Source organism: Gracilibacillus xinjiangensis, assembly GCF_042651765.1.
In the GTDB taxonomy this organism is placed as follows: Bacteria; Bacillota; Bacilli; order Bacillales; family Amphibacillaceae; genus Gracilibacillus; species Gracilibacillus xinjiangensis.
In genome coordinates this window covers 1,157,371-1,173,322 of the sequence record NZ_JBHSDT010000004.1, presented here as the reverse complement: position 1 = coordinate 1,173,322, position 15,952 = coordinate 1,157,371, and the positions used below count along the sequence as shown (strand labels likewise).

The window sequence follows — 15,952 nt, the reverse complement described above, 5'->3', positions numbered from 1 at the left end:
CTCAGCCTTTTTCAATATTTTAAGGTGCGTAACGGCACACTTAGGCAAAAATCACTTCATCTCAATTATGACGAAGAGTTTGCCAAATCTTTGTCCGTAAATCCAAGTGCATCGTCCGTTAAAGTATGAATCTCTTCAATTAAAGAAGGATTCTCCAATAGTTTCTGTCCATAAGATGGGATCATTTCTTTTATTCTAGGTTCCCACTTCTCCATTTCCTGAGGGAAACACCTTTCCAATACTTCAAGCATAACAGATACCGCTGTCGATGCACCAGGTGACGCTCCAAGCAATGCAGCAATGGAACCATCTGCCGCACTAACTACTTCCGTACCAAATTGTAATGTCCCTCTTCCACCAGACTCAGTATCTTTAATTACTTGTACACGCTGACCGGCAATAAGTAATTCCCAATCTTCACTTTTCGCATCAGGAATAAATTCGCGGAGCTCATCCATCCTCTTTTCTTTTGATAGCAGCACTTGCTGAATCAAGTATCTAGTCAATGTCATATTTTTTACTCCGGCAGCTAGCATTGTCATTAAATTATTAGGTTTTACTGAAGTAATTAAATCAAATAATGATCCTGTTTTTAAGAATCTAGGGGAAAAACCTGCAAATGGACCAAACAATAACGATTTTTTGTTATCGATAAACCTTGTATCAAGATGTGGAACAGACATTGGCGGAGCACCAACTTTCGCTTTTCCATATACTTTTGCATGGTGCTTTTCTATAACTTCCGGATTTTTACACACCATAAATATTCCGCTTACAGGGAAGCCTCCCATACGTTTTCCTTCTGGAATACCCGTTTTTTGGAGCAAGTGCAGACTTCCTCCCCCTGCCCCGATAAAAACAAATTTGGCTTTATGGTGTTCCATTGTATCATTATCAAGATTACGTACTTTTACTTCCCACAACCCATCACTAATGCGCTTAAGACCGTCTACACTATGTTTAAAATGAATATTAACATTGTTTTTCTGTAAGTGATCAAATAATTTGCGAGTTAATGCACCAAAATTAACATCTGTTCCTGTGTTGATTTTCGTTGCAGCAACTGGTTCACCTTCTGCTCGGTCTCTCATCATTAAAGGAAGCCATTCCCTCAGTTTTTCTAAATCATCGGAAAATTCCATTCCTTGGAATAACGGATTATTCGAAAGCGCTTCAAAACGTTTTTTTAAAAATCTGACATTATCTTCACCTTGAACGAAACTCATATGGGGTAAAGGCATAATAAAATCTTGCGGATTGCTAATTAGGTTACTATTCACTAAATGGGACCAAAATTGCTTGGACACTTGAAATTGTTCATTAACTTTTATCGCTTTTGAAATATCCATCGTACCATCCGGTTTTTCAGATGTGTAATTAAGTTCACATAGTGCTGCATGGCCGGTTCCTGCATTATTCCACTCATTCGAGCTTTCTACTCCTGCACTATCCAGCTTCTCAAACACTGTAATATTCCAGTCAGGGGCCAATTCTTTAATAAGAGCTCCCAATGTTGCACTCATGATTCCAGCACCAATTAAAATAACGTCTGTACTAGTATGATTGTTGCTCATTATAAACCTTCCTTACACTGTTTTATTTGCAGAAAAAATGGAGACGGTTATATGGGGCATTTCAACAAACAGAGTCACACATCTTTTCCAGCTGCTATATATCTATTTCATAGTTTATCACTATGACTACTAGATTGAAATACTTAATTACCATTATATTATACATAGGAGTGATTGCAAAGTGACGGAATGAATGATTAGGCAGTTTAATTATTTCATATCATTTAAACAGGTTTTGCATAAATAATATAGCGTTTAGTTGCATTTCCTACATAGGAGAATGGATAACAAGTAGTGATGACCAGCTCTTCATTCGGAGCTGTTGATTTAATAATAGAAGTATCGTCCTCAGCGACTATTTTTGAGTTTACCATTTGATATTCAAATTCACCATAGGGCAATTTCATGGTAAAGGTATCTCCTATTTTTAATTTCCCCAGGTTCCGAAATACTGTATCCCGATGGCCAGACAGAACGATCTGGTCGCTTTGCAATGGATAGGCAGAGTTCCGATAATGGCCTACACCCTTTTCTAATTCGTCCGGGTCTGTTCCTTCAATGATAGGTAATTCCGCATTTAAAACCGGTATTTCTAATATTCCTACTGTTTCTCCTGTCTCAGGTTTAAAGTCTTCTATTGCTTCTTCTGCAGAAACAGCCATCTCTTTGGTTGTTACTGATTGTGTTGATTCAGCTAACATCTCATTTGCTTCAATCATTGCTTGTTTCTCAGATAGTTGATTTCTAAAATGCTGATAACCGCCAATACATAATAAAACGACCCCGACAACAATAAACAGAAAAGCTGTCTTTCTCATTTTTACACCTCACTAATCGTGTCCTGTTTTTAATACTATGTAGAAAAATAATATCATTCCGCAAACTTATTTACCTTTTTTCTTTGAGCATATTTGAATACCGATCCTATTGCTAATCGTATAAAACCAGCTAGCAACAGATTAAATAAATTTATTCAACTTCCTTCATGTCTTAACATTTTCATCATTAACAGTCAATTGAAAGACAATTCCCTTTAGTGGTTTATTATCATTGCCATCCAATTTCGTTAATTGAATAGAAACTTTTATTATCTTATTTTCCACTGTCAGTTAAATTGCTTCCGTTTGATCTGTTGTTATGGTAAATTTCACTCATAATTCCCGTCCTATAATATAATCTCTCCATTCCCTTAATTGTCTGGCATCCTGCTTAAATTGCTCAATACTGTCTTCTCTAACAAACTCAATTAAGATATGACGTTGGTTGCCATCAGACATAATTTTGCTTAAATATGCTAACCAATATCGTTTTCCATCTGCTAGTGCATAACGGTGATCCCAGGATTCCCAGTGAAAGATATGAACATTGGAAATCCACTCTTGTACAGCCTCAATACTTGCTAATCTTTCCTCAAATGATACATCATTTGATGGCTGCCAATAAAGCCAAACATTATCATCGAAAATATCATTCATAAGCATTCTAGCACTTTCTTTTGTATCAGTTAAAGTACCTCCATGATACTCTATATGAATCGAGATATTAACTTTCTTTGCTAATTCAGAAATTCGGCGGATATCATTCACCACTAGTTCCCGATATTTCTTGTCCGCATCTTTACTTCCTTTGTTACCTGGCCAAATACGAATTCCTGACGCTCCTAATGCTTCAGCGGTCTTTACCACTTCATCAAAATTTTCACTTTCCCCAGCTTTATAGTAAGAACCATAGCTGGACACTTGAAGTCCATGAAATCGAGTCAGCTCAGCAACTTTTCGAGCATTTTCTAAATCTCCTGCAGGAACATGGATATCTCCTCCCCATTCAATACTTTCTAACCCAGCCTGTACAGCTAATTCAATAACTTCTTCTACAGCTTTTTCCCGAAACGTGACAGAGCATAACCCTATTTTCATTTTCATCATCCTTTATCATAGATTCTTTATCAACTTTATATGGTATTACATTTTTAAACTATTAAATAACTTAATCATCTAGCTTAGTTAAGGTGGGCAAGTCCCAAGTGACAACGATAGAATTTTGATATAATGATAGTATAATTATTTTTTAGCTGCGAGGTGCTCATGGAATTTTTACATTGGACAATAAAAAAATTATGTCAGGCTGTTATGGATAAAACATACTCCCCTAACCATTTACTAGCTGACAAATACAAAGTTGAAAAAGTATTAGGTGATGGAAATTACGGGATAGTTTATTTATGTAAAGAACTGAAATCAAATCGAAAATGTGTCGTCAAACAAATGCGAAAGAGTAAGAAGAAAGAGAATGAACAATTATATATACAAGAAACGAACGTGCTTAGATTTTTAAATCATCCCAGCATACCAAAATTAATCGAAACATTTACATATGAAAAAACTAAATTCTTTTCGATGCAATTTATTGAAGGGGATAATTTAGATGATTTACTGTTTAGTAAGGAAAAAAGATTTACTGAAATAGAGGCATTACTATCTTTTAAAGGATTACTTGAAATTATCTCATATATACATGAAAAAGGAATTGCCCATGGTGATATAAGAATTCCCAACGTAATGATAGGTGATGATAAATTATATTTAATAGATTTCGGATTAACACAATATCTTCAATCAGGAATGGAAAAAAACACCGTCCAAGATGACTATTATGACTTAGGTGATTTTCTTTTATTCCTACTTTACTCCACTTTTGATACCAAGTCTAAAAAAAACCAACCTTGGACCGAAGAATTAAATTTGCACACAGGTACAACGAATATCTTAAAAAAGTTGCTTCAAATAGATAAACCATATGACAATATAACAGACATTATCAAAGACACCCATCAAATAATTGAGGATTTGAGTAATTAGCTGCTGCTGCTTCCAAAGAATCCGCGTCGCTTATAGCGGTGAGATCCGGAGTATGGATAATGGCGACTTCGTCCACTGCTGCTTCCATAATGACGATACTTTTTTCTTTTATTAGAACTGTAGTGATGGTATCTATGCCTCTTACTGCTACTGCCTTGCTTTTTCATTTCATGGGATATATTTTTCAGGAATTTTTTAAACATCTGTCACCCTCCTTGTTATTGGCTATATACGAGTTTCTTTGCTTTAAAGTTTCATTATATTCTGCACTTACCTAGTTTCTTCGTTTTGTTCTATATATTTCTGACCTTTCTCAGGCAAAAATTTTAAATCCCATTCCTTCAGCCTTCCCCATTTCTCTTGCTACTCAATAAAACCTACTTTCATTGATGAGAGTATTTTTTCTGTAGCTCTGGCTTAGATAAAATATTATCACAACCAAGAGTACGGAATGAATAGTGTAAGACTGAGTGTGGAGTACTATTGTCCGGCCATACAGGTTATTGACCAGAACGATGATAGGAGCGAATCTAATAATGCGATGAGAAAAGCAGTCTTATCCTTTTGATTTGCGGAAAGGCTGAGACTGCTTTTTACTGTACTTTTAAATAAATTGATTGTCCTTTCATTGTAAATTAAAGGACTTATCATGTATAGTACGACCCACTTTTCTCTTTCTGTTTCAGATTAAAAAGATAGCAAATCCAAAATCATGATATTAACTGAATTAGCCGGTAATGATACAACTGCACTATCACCTTTTAATTCTATTGCTGTTTCCATTGGTACAATCTTTTCAGCATTCTTTTTATTTACATTTGGTTGATAGACAAGTGATTCGTCCCCAGTGACTGTAATAAGTTTGCCTATTGTATTAACATTTAGAGCTTCCAATAAAACTTCGGCTGTTTTATCAAAAGGATCAGCGTTTACTAGCTTCACATAGACATGGTTATCATCTTTCGTTACAGAGTTAAAAATTTCTCTATTATATGCTTCTAACTTGTAATCCAAAACTTTGCTAGTGAATACCCCGTCTGTGTACGAACAAACCAGTCGATTCCCTGTATCTCCACCGTAATTAACGGAAATCGTATATGGTGTATTATTTGCTACTTCTTCATAACAGCTTGCTCTCAAATTACCAGCAGCTGTACTTGATGAATAATCTCCTAGCGTATAGCCTTCCACACCTTGTTTGTATACTTTCACACCAGTCGCCTCACCATTATATCCTATCGCATATTCCAAAACATTCTTTTTCTCCGGTGTGATATCTGTTAGACCAGCACCAACATAAAAGCCATCATTGCCGGATACCTTAATTGCTTTTACTTCCACCTTATAGTTAGTCCAGTTCTTATCTAAATATAAACCGTTTAATCCCTCACTTTGCGCTTTTAATATTAATCCTTTTTGATGATCCAATTCATATCCAATAGACCCTGGAATCACTTTCCAATCAGATATTAATTCATTTGTGAAATCTTGTTCAAATAACAATTCACCACTATCATTATCGATTACTTTGACATGCTTTATGTGTATTTCAGCATTACCTGCAGCAATTTCAATCCCGCCATGCGGAGCAATTTCTGTAAGATTTCCATCTTGATATGCGGAAAAGGATGTGCTTAATACTTTTGAACCAAGGTGTTTGGCAAAAAGTTGCTGCACATAATAGTTTGGTGTGAACCAAACATCTTCATTATCAAACCAGATTAGATCAGGTGTCCATCGATAGGTACCGTCAGTTAATACTTTGTTAAATAACGGTGCATATGCTACTAACCTGACAACATCCGAATTGTTTTCATAGCCTGTCATGATAGCTGCTTCTGCAACTGCTCCTGCTAACGTATTTTTATCTGTTGACGCGAACTCACCAACAAATACTTTAGAAGTCTCTTTTTCATTCAAACTGCCGTCAGGCTGATATGTCCGGTAATAATAATTGTACCTGTCCACATTATTTAGTAGATATTCATTCGAACGGTAATAATGCTCATCTACAATTGTGTCCAAGTAGTTTGCTTGCTTTTCATACCACGTTACCGTTTCTTCCATTGTCTGCTTTCCATCTGTAAATTCTACAGAGGCTTGACCCGGCATATTTCCACTTAGAAACTTCCAGCCTTGCTGGTAAGCGTCATCGTCTGCTTGTGCGCCAACAGTAGAAATGATATGCAATGCATGTCCGGGATAATGCTTATCCATATAATCGTCGATCTTTGAATTAAAGTACTCAAAGTTTGCAAAAAACTCTGTACCCCAGTTCTCATTACCGACACCCAAGTAATGCAAATCAAATGGTGCTTCATGTCCCATACTTTTACGCATATTAGCCCATTCATTGTTTTCAAAATCTGTATTAATCGCAAAATCAATTAAATCAGTAAAGCTCTTCACGTAATAATCTCTTAACTCGCCACCAGCAGGATTCACATAGTTTGAACGAGCCTGGCAGAGTACACCGCAAGCCATAACAGGTAAAGGTGTGGCATTAAGATCTTCTGCTAATTGGAAGTATTCCATATAGCCAAGCCCCATTGTCATCATATAGCCCCAAACATTAAAATTTTCCTTCCGTAATTCTACAGCACCGACAGAATCCTTCCATTCATACACATTTTCCCAAATATAAGAACCTTCAGAGATACAGCCACCTGGGAAACGGAAGAAAGTTGGATGGAGATCAACTAATGCATTTACTAAGTCTTTTCGCAGACGGTAGTTAGGATTCCCTTTATAATTTGAGTGAGCTGTTTGTGACCTTTCTTCTTCTGTCGCTCCCCAGACATCTCTTGGCATCAAGGAAACCATATCAATCGATATTTGCCCATCAAACGTTAATACAAGTTGTCCAAGTACAGTTTTAGTGCCCGTCAGGACAAGATTTGAATCGACACCATACTTCTTCCAATTGTCACCGCCTTCAATTTCAACAGTTACTTTTTCACTAATTACTTCACCACTTTCATCTTGTAACTGAACGGTGATCATTCCGTTATTCTTTGCTTTGGCCCATATCGTAAAATCATACAAATCACCTTGTTTAATCGACATGGCACATTGATGATTCGAATCAGTAAACCCTTTATTTATAATTGTCGTTCCATCTTCCACTGTAATATAATGAGAATTGACATCCTTATCTCCCACTCCGAAGAAATCGTTCAATCCACCAGTATTGTTTACGGTTACTTTATCAACCTCTCCATACCAGGCATGTAATGGGACATGATTTCTGCCTGTTGAACAGCCGCACACACCAGAATCGTGAGAATATGTATCAAAAACAAATGATTCGAATGAGCGGTTTTGAACAAGTTCTGCATAAATACCGCCGTCTGCTGCATTATTGATATCTTCATAAAATAAACCATACATAATATCACTAACATTTAATACTTCCTTATCGCCATTAATCGTTAAGTGATGTGTTGGCACTCCTTTTGGAAGAACCGTTAGGCTGAACTCTTTTTCCGTAACGCTATGTGCCTTTTTTAAAGAAGCAGTTAACTTAATCCCTTCTGGTGCATCAACTTTTCCAATTTCCCCTTTTTTTGATAAAAGTTCAGGATGACTGGATTTCCAAGTTACTTCTACCTTCCCACCCATCAGTGAAGAAGGTAAAGATACATTCTTTGATACAACAGTTATCGGGAATGATAAATACTTATCCTTTGCCAGTTCCACAATTTCTTCATCTGAAAGAGATTCACACATTACTTCAATCACTTCGTCTTCTGATAAGCCTGTCTGGTATACACGGAAATCTGCTAAAGAACCATTAAGGTCCGGGTCTGCAGCATGCTGGGACCTGCCAATATAATTATTGCTGTAATTATTTTCAACCGAAAAAGTCTCAAACCATTTACGAAGTTGTTTGTATGTACCACTTGAAGTCTGATTTACTGAACCATCAGCCACTATTTCCCCATTCACATAAATTACAGGACCTCCGCTGCTCAGTGTTCCACCTTCCGTCCCTTTCACAGACATGGCAATATGCATCCATTCCCCTGAAGCATAACTTCTTCCTGCATCAGCAAAAATATCTGAATCATTAAAACATACACCACGTAAATTACGAGATAGAAATAAATATGGTCCATCAGGGCCTTTCCCAAAGTCAAAAAAGCGCTCCCATACATTCTCGCCTTTTCTTAAGTAAACCCAGCTGCTAACAGTGATTCCTGTATGATCGCTTACATTTTGCAACAAATTGGATGGAAGTTTTAAATAAGAAGATCCATTCTCTCCTCCAGCAAATGTCACTGCATTTCTGCCACCTACTGTTTCAACTAAAGGTTTAATTTTCCCTTCTGGTACAGCATCATTCCCCATATTGGAGCTGTCTTTACCGACATAGTTTGGATCATCGAAATAATAGTGTGCAATGATTTGGTTAGTAAATGAATGATTATTATCTTTCATAGTAGCGCCTCTTTTCTTTCATAATATAAGTACAACTTTTAAAAAATCACCTATTTTATTACCACATGTACTTACAACTATTATAATATTAAATAGCTTATTTACCAAATCATTTCTCAAATCTTCTAAGAAATAGAGTTTTCCCTTCTGAATAAATTGGAGTTCTTGTTTTAAAACTGATGGTTGGAGAGTGGTTAGTTTGATAGGAGGCTAAAACAAAACAGCAAAGCCAAGCTCTATGTCCGGGTGTGTTCAAAGTGATGGAGCATAAAGCCTGGCCGAGTTTGTTCACCTTTTCGTTAAAGTAAAAAATGCGGTAAATCCAATCAATGATGTTGTAAATAAGGCGAGTCCCATTGGAATGGCACTTGTTTCGTCAAGTCCAACAATTGGTGCGATAATAGAGCCCATTAGTAATGGAGACATACCTAGAATGGCACTTGCACTGCCTGCACGTTTTGCTTGATTTTTCATTGCTAAAGAGAAAGAACTTGTTAATATAATTCCAATTGTAAACATATGAATAAAAATTGGAATGACAATCATGGCAAGCGGGCCTTTAATAATGGTCATAATTAACAGAATGGTATTCGCACATAAAGAAACAATAACTCCTGTCTGCAACATTGTCCGCTCTTCTATAATCCCGCTTAATTTACCAACTAAAAAACTGCCTGAAATAATCGCAAGACCATTAATCCCGAATAAGAAACTAAACACTTGTGGCGACACATTATAAATCTCTTGATACACAAAAGGGGTACCTGAAACGTATGCAAAGGTTCCACCTTGGACAAAACAAACTACAATAGCATACCCGATAAAAGAACGATCGATTAGTATACCACCCATTGTCCTCAGCGTACCCCGTATTGAACTGGGTTGCCGATGTTCAACAGGCAATGACTCTTTTAATCGAAATACAACCATCCCGACAAGAAAGAATCCAAATATACTTAAGAACAAGAAAATCGTATGCCATGTAGCAAATGGCAATAACAAGACGGCTCCTCCGCTTATTGGAGCAATCATTGGTGCTGTTGCATTGATAACCATTAACAAAGAAAAAAACTGAGTTAATTCTTTTCCGCTAAATGTATCCCTAACAACTGCCCGTGATAATACAATTCCTGCAGATCCTGTGAAACCTTGCAGAAAGCGGGCAATTATCAATACGATAATATTTGGTGCAAAGGCACATATTAAAGAGGCTGCAGCGAATAAGGAAATCGATATGATTAATGGTTTCCTTCTCCCTTTCGCATCACTAATTGGCCCAATAATTAACTGCCCAACAGCCAGTCCCACTAAACATGCCGTTAAGCTTAGCTGAACAAGGGATGCACGAACACCAAAGTCATCAGCGATCATTGGAAAACTCGGCAAGTACATATCAATATTAAATGGACCTAACATTCCTAATAATGCCAACAATATGGCTAACCCCAAACGTTTTCTCCCTTTAGGTGCTTCTGATGTTTGTGACAAATCTACCACCTTCCTATCTCTCTCTATTATAATGGATGCCTAAATTTAAGGGTAATTTTCTGATTGCAGATCCAGACGTTGCAACTCAATTAACTTTTATAGATACAGCGGTGTTTTCTTGTATATGTAGGGAAAATGTCTAATTATCAACTAAATAAGTCTGTCGAGCTTATGGGCATTCCTTTGGTATCATTCCCCTTATTCACTGATTGATAAACATTCAGAAAAAAGCCTTGTGTAAAAAGGGAAAGATTACTACTTTTAATTGATGATTTAAATAAACAAAAATAGTTAAAGATAATAGGAGAGTTAGTCATTCAATCACCAGAAGTTTTGTTAAATTCCTATTTTGAAAAAATATCGGTAATTTACTAAAAAATTACCGATATTGGTTTTATGCTTTTTTACTTCTTCGATTATGAGGTTCACTTATTGCTAACCAACCAAACCAGACAGTTAGGAATAATAATGCACCCCAGCCAATCCATTCTCTTTTCTGCTTCTGTTCTTTTGGCAGATATAGTTGTTCTATTTCAGGCCAATTGGCTAATATATATCCATCCGTATTGCTTGTTAACCTCTTATCTTCTGTATGAATTGCTAATGTAATTCCCTTCCAATCACCTTTTTCCACAACCATTACATGTGAAGGAACATTTGTTTGAACTAATTTACCATCTTTGTATACATCTGCCCATCCCCAAACAGCAATTGCAGGTTCCACTTTCGGCAATTCCGCAATTCCTGTATCCGTGTCCCCATGCATTGGTTGATTACTATAGACTACCCCAGACCATGTAGGGTCAACACCGTTAGGGTGGTGAAGCATGGGTTCCTGAATAATTATATGATAATCTCCATCACTGGTGGAGATGGATGATTCAATTAGCATTTCGTCTTTATTCATTAGAGCAGACCAGCGATCACCATGATTAAGTGTGCGAATAGAGATTTCTCCTTGCATCGGGTTCGATAAATCCAGATTATAAGGATCAGGCCCTGTAACAATATTTCCTGTTCCAGAAGCTTTAGCACTTGCTGGAAGACCCTCCTTCGTTACAGTAGCTTCTATATGCGAAGCCGGTAAAATCAGTAATAAAACGAATAAAATTAAAATTCTTGTCATGGCAACCGAACCTCCAGTGGCATAAAACGCCTTGTTATTCCAATTCCAACTAATGCTGAAACAAGAGCACCTGGAAACAGAAGGAACCATAGCTGGTTGTAGCCCAAGTAAACTGGAAAGTTATCTGGTAAACCTATCGGACCAAGGTACATGTTGTAAGTTAGCCATACTAAACTTAGCAGAACCGCCCCGCTAATATATCCTTTTAAATCTAAACCTACGTAACTATTCCAAAAAAACAGGAAAACAAAGCCTGTAATTAATCGTTGCAGGAAAAATGTGAATCCCGGATTGTATCCCATGACAAGAAAATGTGTAAGTAACCCGTCCAAAATTAAAATAAGCAGTATAGTTATAAGTGAAAAGATCGCAATCCTGCTGGCTTTGATAATCTCCACCACTTGTTTCATTTTGCTTTTACGTCGCCAAATCCAGAGTGCAAGCAAGTACCCAATCATGTAAACAAGGAAATGGACAGGGAATCCTGTTATCCATACATCATAGTCAGAAAGCCAGTATGGCTGTTGAGGCAAACCAACCGGTGATAAAAACTCATAATACATCTCCAAAATGAATGCTTGTCCTGCAATTAACAGGACTCCTTGCCATAAACCTATTCCTATAATTGCGGAGCCAAAACTAACTATCGTCGCGATCAATGTAGCGTCTGTAATCCAATAGGTCCAGTAAGGATCATTTAACCAGAATAAGCCATGGCCAATTACGGCATCAATAAACATTGCCAATAGACCGGTGAAAATACCAAACTTAATCGCATCATTTGCAGCCAAACTCATCATATTACACCTCCATTTTAAAATTTCTTTTTATAAAAGATAGCTATTCCGGTAAAACAAAGGTTATGAATGGAAAAAATAAGAGATAATAAATATGGAAGGAGTTGACCGTAAAATGACCGATTTTTGTCCAAGCTTATGGCCAGAAGAACCAACACCACGGTTGGAAAGAAAATGCGAAGACTGTGGACTAATTAATCATGGATCCCGGATGATTTGGGGCGAAGGAAATCCATCGGCACCTATAATGGTAATTCTGGATAATCCCGGAGCCCGTGAAGATCGAGATGGTAAGCCTTTTGTTTGCAGTACTAGACACACATTACAAATCGCTGTACAATCTTTTTTTCAGGATTCTGATGCAGATGTAAAATCACTGCGTGGGACGACAACCGATGTAAGAGAATATAAGGTTGCAGTCGCCTATCATCCTTTAGCTGTTAAGAAACGGCCAAACCTATGGTCTCTGTTTGTCGAAGACTTACAGTATGTTGCCAACTTATCCTGTGATCATTAAAAATATAAGTTACCGCTGTGTTACCAGAAATATGATGAGGTATGTGATAAGCTTAAACAAGTCTTCTCTGGTGAAAGTTTTGCTTAATGCATGAATAGAGAGGTAATGGTAATTTAGAAATCTTACGATAGACTCTCTCTGGATTTCTAAAAGACACTATTAGTATTTGTAATTACTGGTATAATTTACTTATAATTAATTGACACTTTACCATAAATTAGCTAATATTAGAAACTATGAGATAGACCAACTAATCAGCCATACATATTTTACAAAGGTATATCTTTGTAGAAAAACTTCCGAAAAGTCTTCTATTAACAGAGAGGAGAAATTTATGAAAACGAACAAATTAACTAAAGGAATGTTGGCATCAATTTTTGCGATCGTGATGATGCTAACAACTGTAATCCCTGTATTTGCTGTGGAACAGCAAACACCAGACATCAGTCCATGGGCAACTGGCGAGTTAAATGAAGGGGAGAAATACGGAATTTATCCAATGGAATGGTATTATGATAATTTCCGTAGTGAGATCTCAGAAGAACGTTTAGATGAGATTCTTGCACAGACTTCAGAAAAGATTGCTAGATTAGAATTAGAAAAGAACGAAAACTATCAACCTGTCACTATTGACGGTACCACAAGAGGGGATGTATTAAATGGCCTCTTTAACATTGTTGCTCAATCCGATCTCCCTGTAGGGGACTCTGCAGTAGAGTATCTTCAAGACCGCAAGATATTGGCGGGTACTGGTAATGGACTAGCATTAGAGAGGCCTGCAACAACTGAAGAAGCAGTTATTTTCGCAACTAGACTTGTAAAAGATACATATGATCAATTAGATGCTGGCGCTAAAGGAGTCGCATGGAAAGTGGAAAACGATGGAAATATCGTTTATTTACTAGGTTCTATCCATATAGGATCACCAGATTTATATCCATATAATAGTAAACTATTAACTGCATTTGATGAGTCAGATAGTTTATATGTTGAAGCAAACCTTTTAGATACAGAGGGAATGCAATATTTCGCAGAACTTTCTATGTATCAGGACGGTACAACGATCGAGGATGCAGTGAGTGATGAAACGTATAATAAAATCGAAAAAGTATTAGAAAAATACGGACAACCCGTAGAACTATAAGAGATTCAAACCTTGGAGTCTAGCAAGCGGTATCTCTAATTTTTCACTTAGTGAATCCCTAGGAATGTCTGCTGAACAGATCTCAAGTTTGGGAGTTGATATGTATTTTATGACTAATGCGTTTCTTGATCAAAAACCAATCAAGGAATTAGAAGGAATGAAAGCACAGGCAGATATGTTTGATGGGTTATCACCAGAAGCACAGGAAGAGTATTTAGTTCAGACTTTAGACAGTGTTCTCGATCCTGATGCAGGAGAATACAATGAGGCTGAGTTAATAAATGAATGGTTTGGCCACTGGATAAATGGCGATGTGAATGGTTTTACTGAAAGCTTTACTTCCATAACAACAGGTGAACCGACTGAGTTTGATGAAATGCTGTTTGGTACAAGAGATAAAGATATGGCAGAAAAGATTATGGGACTGTTAGAATCCGAAGAATCAGCAACTTCTTTCATTGTTGTAGGTGCAGGTCACTTTACGATGGATGAGAGCATTCTGTACCATTTGGAACAAAATGATTATCAAGTAATACCATTTTACGAATAATGCAAAAGGTCGAATTCTATAGGTTCTATAGAATTCGACCTTTTCATATAGAGAAGCGACTTAACTAAAAGCAAACTCCCTATCAGGATTTTAAATATGATTATCTTTTACTACTGGTCAGATGATGGGGATTCTGCTATTTTCCCCAGAAAAAAACCATCAATATCACTTAGTTTTCCCCGCCACAGTATTTTGCCTTTGGATGGGGTAGATTTACTGTCACCACAATACACTCTCGTATGCTTTAAGTGAATGAAATTGGCAGATTCATCTGTACTTGATTCTGCACCTTCACTCGCATGCAGTAACTGTTCGCTAATCTTCTTTGATATATCATTTCCATCCTCAAACGCTTCACTTAATTCAGCAAAATATTCCTGTGCTGAAATTGTTGTTCCTGATACTATTGCTCCCTTTACATTTAATGTAATATCTAAGCTGAAATCATGTTTGTTCGTTGCCTTGACAAAAAAACCGAGAATGTCATCCCTTGTCTCCTTACTCATTTCAACTCACTCCTCCTATCCTTATGAATTCGTATCATCGTTATTGGAAATGGCAGTATCCAATGATTCGGATTCCACTGAACGTTCGTTATTATTTCTACTGTTTCCTTGCTTATTGGTTGTTTGATTTGCGTTCTCACTATTGCCTTTCGATTGTTGGCTATTCTGTTTTTCCGTTGAATTATTTTCTTCTCCCGTTATAGCAATTTTATTTAATTTTTCCTCAAGGTCATTTAGCCTTTCCTGCAGCAACTTGTTTTCTTCCTTTAATTCCAGATAGCTCTCTTCATTCACTAATTCTGTTGTCACATCTTCGCCTGATTCCTCATACGGATCGTTTTTCTCACCATTAAAGACTTTCGAATCCTTTACCCGCTGGTAAGCCTCTCTTGATTTCTTTTTCCCAGCATCTTTCAACTCAGCAACTTTTCCTTTCGTTGCTTTTCCTAGATCTATTCCCTTTTCCTTCCATTCTGTTTCATTAATCCGGGCAATCAGTCTTTTACTATTTTCCGGTGTGGCGAGATAGCCGATGGTTGCACCTAGTACACCTCCAGTAATCGTTCTTTTAAGCGGCATTTTTTTCGTCTCATTTGCTGTTTGTTTTTCAACCATTAGTCAACACTCCCCTTATTAGTATTTATACCTGCGTTTATTTTTTCTTCCAGTTGATTCAGTCGTTCCTTAAGCTGTTTGTTTTCTTCTTCCAATGCCCTATTGCCGTCATTTGCTTTTGAGCTTAAATATGGATCCGTTTCCCACCAATCCATACCAATTTCTTTCGCTTTATCGACAGAAGCGACTATTAATCTTATCTTAATCGTTAAAAGTTCCACATCTGCTATCCCAACAGATATATCCCCAGCTATCACCACTCCTTTATCCAGAATTTTATCTAGCACATCAACAATCGTATTGGATTGCATTGGAGATTCGACTGGCATACACGCTG

At 37.0% G+C, this 15,952-nt stretch carries 16 protein-coding genes; 4 read left to right on the top strand and 12 right to left on the bottom strand.

All coding sequences use genetic code 11. The features are described from left to right. Positions 1 to 65: 65 nt before the first annotated feature. The 4 genes from ACFOY7_RS09855 to ACFOY7_RS09845 all read right to left on the bottom strand — a co-directional run bounded on the left by ACFOY7_RS09855 (position 66) and on the right by ACFOY7_RS09845 (position 3,490). Positions 66 to 1,574 carry a malate:quinone oxidoreductase gene (locus tag ACFOY7_RS09855; protein WP_390251867.1) on the bottom strand — a complete coding sequence of 503 codons (1,509 nt, stop codon included), beginning with the start codon at positions 1,572 to 1,574 and terminating at the stop codon, positions 66 to 68. Positions 1,575 to 1,798: 224 nt separating this feature from the next. Continuing rightward, positions 1,799 to 2,392 (bottom strand): class D sortase, encoded by a 594-nt coding sequence (locus ACFOY7_RS09850; RefSeq protein WP_390251865.1) that lies wholly within the window; start codon positions 2,390 to 2,392, stop codon positions 1,799 to 1,801. A gap of 165 nt (positions 2,393 to 2,557) precedes the next feature. Continuing rightward, complete coding sequence (locus ACFOY7_RS18435; RefSeq protein WP_465260648.1) at positions 2,558 to 2,677, bottom strand: SpaA isopeptide-forming pilin-related protein; 120 nt, start codon at positions 2,675 to 2,677, stop codon at positions 2,558 to 2,560. A gap of 48 nt (positions 2,678 to 2,725) precedes the next feature. Continuing rightward, positions 2,726 to 3,490, bottom strand: coding sequence for a sugar phosphate isomerase/epimerase family protein (locus tag ACFOY7_RS09845; RefSeq protein WP_390251863.1), 765 nt, complete (start codon positions 3,488 to 3,490; stop codon positions 2,726 to 2,728). A gap of 168 nt (positions 3,491 to 3,658) precedes the next feature. Between ACFOY7_RS09845 and ACFOY7_RS09840 the strand changes: the two genes are divergently transcribed. Continuing rightward, a complete protein-coding gene (locus ACFOY7_RS09840; RefSeq protein ID WP_390251861.1) occupies positions 3,659 to 4,432 on the top strand; it encodes a protein kinase family protein in 774 nt (257 codons plus the stop codon). Here ACFOY7_RS09840 and ACFOY7_RS09835 read toward each other — a convergent pair. The 5 genes from ACFOY7_RS09835 to ACFOY7_RS09815 form a co-directional block, all read right to left on the bottom strand. Further along, complete coding sequence (locus ACFOY7_RS09835; protein ID WP_390251859.1) at positions 4,429 to 4,635, bottom strand: hypothetical protein; 207 nt, start codon at positions 4,633 to 4,635, stop codon at positions 4,429 to 4,431. The two genes, ACFOY7_RS09840 and ACFOY7_RS09835, sit on opposite strands and share 4 nt — an antisense overlap. A gap of 484 nt (positions 4,636 to 5,119) precedes the next feature. Further along, the gene (locus ACFOY7_RS09830; RefSeq protein ID WP_390251857.1) at positions 5,120 to 8,872 is read right to left on the bottom strand and encodes an alpha-L-arabinofuranosidase C-terminal domain-containing protein; all 3,753 of its coding nucleotides are present in this window, start codon (positions 8,870 to 8,872) and stop codon (positions 5,120 to 5,122) included. A 288-nt stretch (positions 8,873 to 9,160) separates the two neighbouring features. After that, positions 9,161 to 10,360 carry a Bcr/CflA family efflux MFS transporter gene (locus ACFOY7_RS09825; protein WP_390251855.1) on the bottom strand — a complete coding sequence of 400 codons (1,200 nt, stop codon included), beginning with the start codon at positions 10,358 to 10,360 and terminating at the stop codon, positions 9,161 to 9,163. Positions 10,361 to 10,754: 394 nt separating this feature from the next. Further along, a complete protein-coding gene (locus ACFOY7_RS09820) occupies positions 10,755 to 11,486 on the bottom strand; it encodes a hypothetical protein (protein ID WP_390251853.1) in 732 nt (243 codons plus the stop codon). Next, positions 11,483 to 12,286, bottom strand: a complete 804-nt coding sequence (locus ACFOY7_RS09815) for a hypothetical protein (protein WP_390251851.1) — start codon at positions 12,284 to 12,286, stop codon at positions 11,483 to 11,485. The genes ACFOY7_RS09820 and ACFOY7_RS09815 overlap by 4 nt, the downstream gene beginning before the upstream one ends. Before the next feature lie 91 nt (positions 12,287 to 12,377). Here ACFOY7_RS09815 and ACFOY7_RS09810 point away from each other — a divergent pair, with 91 nt between their 5' ends. The 3 genes from ACFOY7_RS09810 to ACFOY7_RS09800 all read left to right on the top strand — a co-directional run bounded on the left by ACFOY7_RS09810 (position 12,378) and on the right by ACFOY7_RS09800 (position 14,494). Beyond that, on the top strand, positions 12,378 to 12,800 hold the full coding sequence (locus ACFOY7_RS09810) for a uracil-DNA glycosylase family protein (protein WP_390251849.1): 423 nt from the start codon (positions 12,378 to 12,380) through the stop codon (positions 12,798 to 12,800). A gap of 334 nt (positions 12,801 to 13,134) precedes the next feature. Next, entirely contained in the window at positions 13,135 to 13,944 is an 810-nt protein-coding gene (locus ACFOY7_RS09805; protein ID WP_390251847.1) for a TraB/GumN family protein, read from the top strand. A gap of 31 nt (positions 13,945 to 13,975) precedes the next feature. Continuing rightward, positions 13,976 to 14,494: a TraB/GumN family protein gene (locus ACFOY7_RS09800; RefSeq protein WP_390252074.1), complete on the top strand. Its 519-nt coding sequence runs from the start codon at positions 13,976 to 13,978 to the stop codon at positions 14,492 to 14,494. 110 nt (positions 14,495 to 14,604) lie between these two features. Here the strand turns inward: ACFOY7_RS09800 and gvpU are convergent, their stop codons facing one another. From gvpU to ACFOY7_RS09785, 3 genes are read right to left on the bottom strand one after another with little or no spacing between them, the layout of a single operon-like run. Beyond that, complete coding sequence (gvpU, locus tag ACFOY7_RS09795; protein WP_390251845.1) at positions 14,605 to 15,000, bottom strand: gas vesicle accessory protein GvpU; 396 nt, start codon at positions 14,998 to 15,000, stop codon at positions 14,605 to 14,607. Between the two features lie 21 nt (positions 15,001 to 15,021). After that, positions 15,022 to 15,615: a GvpT/GvpP family gas vesicle accessory protein gene (gene gvpT / locus ACFOY7_RS09790; RefSeq protein WP_390251843.1), complete on the bottom strand. Its 594-nt coding sequence runs from the start codon at positions 15,613 to 15,615 to the stop codon at positions 15,022 to 15,024. Beyond that, positions 15,615 to 15,944, bottom strand: coding sequence for a gas vesicle protein (locus ACFOY7_RS09785; protein ID WP_390251841.1), 330 nt, complete (start codon positions 15,942 to 15,944; stop codon positions 15,615 to 15,617). The genes gvpT and ACFOY7_RS09785 overlap by 1 nt, the downstream gene beginning before the upstream one ends. Between the last annotated feature and the right edge of the window lie 8 nt (positions 15,945 to 15,952).

What these genes read in the sequence shown, in the direction of transcription:
- ACFOY7_RS09855 (WP_390251867.1), bottom strand. Translation starts at nt 1,574, where the DNA reads ATGAGCAACAATCATACTAGTACAGACGTTATTTTAATTGGTGCTGGA.
- ACFOY7_RS09850 (WP_390251865.1), bottom strand. Translation starts at nt 2,392, where the DNA reads ATGAGAAAGACAGCTTTTCTGTTTATTGTTGTCGGGGTCGTTTTATTA.
- ACFOY7_RS09845 (WP_390251863.1), bottom strand. Translation starts at nt 3,490, where the DNA reads ATGAAAATAGGGTTATGCTCTGTCACGTTTCGGGAAAAAGCTGTAGAA.
- ACFOY7_RS09840 (WP_390251861.1), top strand. Translation starts at nt 3,659, where the DNA reads ATGGAATTTTTACATTGGACAATAAAAAAATTATGTCAGGCTGTTATG.
- ACFOY7_RS09835 (WP_390251859.1), bottom strand. Translation starts at nt 4,635, where the DNA reads ATGTTTAAAAAATTCCTGAAAAATATATCCCATGAAATGAAAAAGCAA.
- ACFOY7_RS09830 (WP_390251857.1), bottom strand. Translation starts at nt 8,872, where the DNA reads ATGAAAGATAATAATCATTCATTTACTAACCAAATCATTGCACACTAT.
- ACFOY7_RS09820 (WP_390251853.1), bottom strand. Translation starts at nt 11,486, where the DNA reads ATGACAAGAATTTTAATTTTATTCGTTTTATTACTGATTTTACCGGCT.
- ACFOY7_RS09815 (WP_390251851.1), bottom strand. Translation starts at nt 12,286, where the DNA reads ATGATGAGTTTGGCTGCAAATGATGCGATTAAGTTTGGTATTTTCACC.
- ACFOY7_RS09810 (WP_390251849.1), top strand. Translation starts at nt 12,378, where the DNA reads ATGGAAGGAGTTGACCGTAAAATGACCGATTTTTGTCCAAGCTTATGG.
- ACFOY7_RS09805 (WP_390251847.1), top strand. Translation starts at nt 13,135, where the DNA reads ATGAAAACGAACAAATTAACTAAAGGAATGTTGGCATCAATTTTTGCG.
- gvpU (WP_390251845.1), bottom strand. Translation starts at nt 15,000, where the DNA reads ATGAGTAAGGAGACAAGGGATGACATTCTCGGTTTTTTTGTCAAGGCA.
- gvpT (WP_390251843.1), bottom strand. Translation starts at nt 15,615, where the DNA reads ATGGTTGAAAAACAAACAGCAAATGAGACGAAAAAAATGCCGCTTAAA.
- ACFOY7_RS09785 (WP_390251841.1), bottom strand. Translation starts at nt 15,944, where the DNA reads ATGCCAGTCGAATCTCCAATGCAATCCAATACGATTGTTGATGTGCTA.